The organism is Peterkaempfera griseoplana, assembly GCF_001418575.1.
Classification (GTDB): Bacteria; Actinomycetota; Actinomycetes; order Streptomycetales; family Streptomycetaceae; genus Peterkaempfera; species Peterkaempfera griseoplana.
This window is the reverse complement of sequence record NZ_LIQR01000652.1, coordinates 1-4,493: the sequence shown is the minus strand read 5'-3', so window position 1 is coordinate 4,493 and position 4,493 is coordinate 1. Positions and strand designations below refer to the sequence as shown.

The following is a 4,493-nucleotide window of genomic DNA, read 5'->3' as shown; positions in this document are numbered from 1 at the left end:
GTCATCAAGGGGCTCCGGTGGTTCCGGGCGGGCAGGGCGGTACTCACGCTGCGGCGCGGCGACAGCTGACTTAGGCAAGGCTAACCTTATTGAAGCGGGCTCCAACCTAGCGTCGCCCACCTGGCAAGGTCCAGTCGCACCACCCGCCCGGAAGAGCCGTTCGCACGTCAGTCCGCCTTCGCAGCACCGTCGCTGACGATCCGCCACCCCGCCGTCCACCTGCTCAACGCGCCCGCCCGGCACGGGTGACGGCCCCCGGACGGGTACCGGGACCGTCACCCGTTCGGCCCGGTCTGCTCGCCCCCGGCGAGGGGGCGTTCCTACCGTGGGAGCGCACGGCAGTCCAACGGATGTTCGACAGTGCGAGGAGGAGACGTGCCCCGACACGCACCCCCACGTCACCGGCGGGCACGCCTCCGCGCCGCCGCGGCCGTCGCCGCCCTGCTGCTCCCGGGCCTCCTCGCACCACCGGCCCAGGCCAGGGGCGGCCCCGTCGAGGGCCCCACCGCCCACCTCCCCGCCGCGGCCGCGGCGGGGCGCACCGCCACCAGGGCCCAGGCCGCCCGGATCGACGCCTACTGGACCGCGGCGCGCCTCCGCGCGGCGCGTCCGATCCCGCTGCCCACCCGCTCCGGCATCCCGGGTCCCACCGCATCGGTCGCCGCCTCCGAGGCGCCCCTGCCGCCCCGCAAGGGGGACGGCGCCTCCCCCACCGCGCCCCACCAACCGGGCGGCGGCGGCCCGGACGGCGGCCACCGGTCGTCGTCCGCCCCCGCGGCCCGGCGCTGGGGCAGCCAGGGGACCATGCCCGCCAGGACCACGGGCAAGCTCTACTTCACCACCCCCATGGGCGACGCCAGCTGCACCGCCACCGTGATCAACAGCCCCCACCGCAACACCGTGTGGACCGCCGGGCACTGCGTCCACCCCGCAGGTGGCGGCGCCGGCGCGTACTACGACGACTTCATGTTCGTGCCCGACGCCGACAACGGCCAGGACCCGCACGGCCGCTGGACGTTCCGGTTCGCCACCACGCCGCAGGCCTGGCAGGAGAGCGGCGACTGGCACTACGACATGGCGGCGCTGGCCTTCTATCCGCAGCAGGACGGCGGCAACCTGGCTGACCGGCTGGGTGCCCAGGGCTACTACTTCGGCGGCGGCACCGACTTCCCCCGGGTGGTGGACTTCGGGTACCCCAGCGACGGCTACCGGCGCAGCGACTTCACCGGCCGGAACCTCTGGTACTGCGAGGGCCCCACCTCGGCCGTCAGCACGACCGACGACCTGATGACACTGCGGTGCGACATGGGCCACGGCTGCAGCGGCGGCCCCTGGATCGTCGATCTGCAGGCCGACCGGGGCTGGGGGTACATCGTGGGCACCAACAGCCACCGCGACATCGACACCGCGGGCGGCTGGGCCGACGACCGGCTCTACTCCGCCAGCCACGGCAATGCCGCGATCCATCTCTACGACGAGGTCTCCCGGCACTGACCCGGCCCCTTCACCGGGCCGGCAGGACCCGCTCCGTCGCCCGCTCCGCAAGCGGCGTGGAGCGCCGCTTCACCCGGCTCGGCCGGGCGGGGACCCGGCACCCGGCCACATCCGCAGCGCTGCTGATCGCGGCTCAGGGATGCCGGCGGCGGTGCTGCCCGCTGCCGTCCGGGCCGCCGGGGGTCTTCGCGGGGCCCAGGGGAAGGGTCCGCGCGCGGAAGGTGCGGCGGTAGGTGTCGGGAGGCACACCGACCGTGCGGTTGAAGTGCCGGCGCAGCGTCGTGGCGGTGCCCATGCCGGTGGCGGTGGCGATGCTCTCGACGCTGTCGTCGGTGGTCTCCAGCAACTCCTGGGCGTGGCGGATCCGCTGGGTCAGCAGCCACTGCAGCGGGGTGGTGCCGGTCACCGACCTGAAGTGCCGGCCCAGGTTGCGTGAGCTCATCCGCGCCCGGCGGGCCAGGTCCTCCACGGTCAGCGGACGGTCCAGCCGTTCGACCACCCAGGGAAGCAGTTCGGCAAGCGGGTGGTTGTCCGGCGCGGGTACCGGGGTGGTGACGAACTGGGCCTGGCCGCCGTCGCGGTGCGGCGGCACCACCAGACGGCGGGCGACGGTGTTGGCGATCGCCGAGCCGTGGTCGAGGCGGACGAGGTGCAGGCACAGGTCCATGGCGGCGGCCTTGCCGGCCGAGGTGAGGACACTGCCGTTGTCCACGTAGAGGACGTCCGGGTCCACCTCCACCCGAGGGTGACGGACTGCCAGGGCTCCGGTGTGCGCCCAGTGCGTGGTCGCGCGTCGCCCGTCCAGCAGACCGGCGGCGGCCAGGACGAACGCCCCCGTGCAGAGCGAGACCACGCGTGCGCCCGCCTCGTGGGCCGCACGCACCGCGTCGACCAGGTCGGCGGGCGGGTCCTCGTCGACATCGGCCCAGCCCGGGACGATCACGGTGTCGGCGTCCCGGAGCCGGTCGAGGCCGTGGTCGGGCTCCAGCAGGAACCGGCCGACCCGCACAGCGCCCGTCCCGCAGACGACGACGCTGTACCAGGGGTCGACCAGATGGGTCAGGTCGGTCCCGAAGACCTCGTACGCCAGGGACAGCTCGAAGTGCAGCATCCCGTCGGTGACCGCCAGCGCGACAGTGTTCACGTCCGGAACTGTACGGGTCATGGCGTTCCGGACACTAGTGTGCGAGGGCCGACCCCCGCCAGGATGTCCGCAACGGACCGCAGCGGGTCGTGGGAGTGCAGGGGGAGAGCCATGGGATCGGAACTCAGGGTGGCCGTGTTCGGCGCGTACGGGCACACCGGCCGCTTTGTGGTGGCACAGCTGCGGGAGCGCGGGTTCGTGCCGGTTCTCTCCGGGCGCGACGCAGGCAGGCTGAAGGAGATGGCGGCGTCCGGATCCGGACCGGACGCCCGCCCGGCGTCGGTCGGCGACCCGGACTCGCTCGACCGCGCGCTGGCCGGCACGGCGGCGGTGATCAACTGTGCCGGGCCCTTCGCCACGACGGCCGCCCCCGTGATCGAGGCGGCACTGCGCGCCGGGATCCCGTATGTGGATGTGGCGGCGGAGATCGAGGCCAACGTCGACACGTTCACGCACTTCGGGGACCGCGCCCGCGCCGCGGGGGCGGTGATCGTCCCCGCGATGGCCTTCTACGGCGGCCTCGGCGACCTGCTGGTCACCGCCGCGATGGGCGACTGGACGGCGGCCGACGAGGCGCACATCGCCTACGGCCTGAGCAGTTGGCACCCCACCCCCGGGACGCGTGCCGCAGGCGCGGTCTCCCGGCAGCGGCGGGACGGCCGGCGTGTCCGCTACACCAACGGGCGCCTGGAGTACCGGGACGACAGCCCGCCGACGCTGGAGTGGCCCTTCCCCGACCCGATGGGTCCCCGGGACGTCATCGCGGAGTTCACGATGGCCGACGTCGTCACCGTTCCCAGCCACCTGTCCATTCCCGAAGTGCGCACCTGCATGACGGCCGAGGCGGCCAGGGAGGTGTCGGCCCCGGACACACCGGTGCCGGCCGCGGCGGACGAGCGCGGGCGGTCCGCCCAGACCTTCCTCGTCGACGTCGTTGTGCGTTCCGGCGGGAGTGAACGTCGCGCCGTGGCGAGGGGCCGGGACATCTACGCGGTCACCGCGCCGCTCGTGGTGGAGGCGGTCGACCGCATCCTCACGGGACGGACCAGGACGACCGGTGTGGCCTCCGCCGGTGAGATCTTCGACGCACCCGACTTCCTCCGTGCACTGTCCTCGTCCCTGTCCTGGGAGCTGCGTCCCTGACCTCCTCACCGCACGGGAGGCCGGCGACTCCCGAAGCGGCGCGGCCCCCGGGGGCCGTTTCCGCCCGCCCGCCTTTGCCGTGCACCCCTCGACGCGGCGCCGACGCCTGGCTAGTCTGCGCGCACCGGACCCACCGGGGCCCGGTCCGGAGGAGGAGGCCTGTGGTGACCACCACCGACCAGGACGCGTTCTACGTCCTCACCGGGCTGCTGCTCACACCCGCGCAGTTCCCGGCCGTGCTCGCGGACGACTATGCGGCCGCCTGCGAGGCACTGGACCTGGAGCCATGGGAGGCCGGGTACGGACTGGTCCTGGGCCAGGACGCCGACGGCGCCCGCTGGACCCTGGTCACCCATGACGCGGCGCTGGTCGCCTGCGCGGTCGCCGCCTGGGACTGCGGGCTGGAGTACGAGCTGGAGCCGCCGGAGCGGTCCGTGGTCGCCAGCCTCGCCGGCTGGCCGCTGGAGCTGGCCGTCCAGACCCCCGGCATCCCCGACCCGGACGACCCCGCCGACGCCGAGGGCCCGCTGCTGACCCCGCCCGACCCCGCGGCCTGGGGCCCGGCGCAGCGTCGCCTGGGCGCCGACGAGGTCGGCCGCAACTGGCACCAGTGGCGGCAGCAGACCGCCGAGGTGCGGTTCACCGACTCCGGCAGCGTACCCGGGCACCCCGGCATCGCACATGCGCTGGCCGAGGCCGCCGACTATCTGAC

At 74.2% G+C, this 4,493-nt stretch carries 3 protein-coding genes and 1 pseudogene; 3 read left to right on the top strand and 1 reads right to left on the bottom strand.

Annotated elements, in window-relative coordinates; translation table 11 throughout:
- Positions 1-375 precede the first annotated feature (375 nt).
- Complete coding sequence (locus AOK09_RS40620; protein WP_055591201.1) at positions 376-1,494, top strand: trypsin-like serine peptidase; 1,119 nt, start codon at positions 376-378, stop codon at positions 1,492-1,494.
- Positions 1,495-1,627: 133 nt separating this feature from the next.
- Here AOK09_RS40620 and AOK09_RS34815 read toward each other — a convergent pair whose 3' ends face one another.
- Positions 1,628-2,638 carry a helix-turn-helix domain-containing protein gene (locus tag AOK09_RS34815; protein WP_055591200.1) on the bottom strand — a complete coding sequence of 337 codons (1,011 nt, stop codon included), beginning with the start codon at positions 2,636-2,638 and terminating at the stop codon, positions 1,628-1,630.
- A gap of 111 nt (positions 2,639-2,749) precedes the next feature.
- Here AOK09_RS34815 and AOK09_RS34810 point away from each other — a divergent pair, with 111 nt between their 5' ends.
- Complete coding sequence (locus tag AOK09_RS34810) at positions 2,750-3,781, top strand: saccharopine dehydrogenase family protein (protein WP_055591199.1); 1,032 nt, start codon at positions 2,750-2,752, stop codon at positions 3,779-3,781.
- A gap of 164 nt (positions 3,782-3,945) precedes the next feature.
- A pseudogene (locus AOK09_RS34805) lies at positions 3,946-4,493 on the top strand (hypothetical protein); the annotation flags it as partial.

Coding starts and splice junctions, on each gene's coding strand:
- AOK09_RS34810 (WP_055591199.1), top strand. CDS start 2,750: ATGGGATCGGAACTCAGGGTGGCCGTGTTCGGCGCGTACGGGCACACC.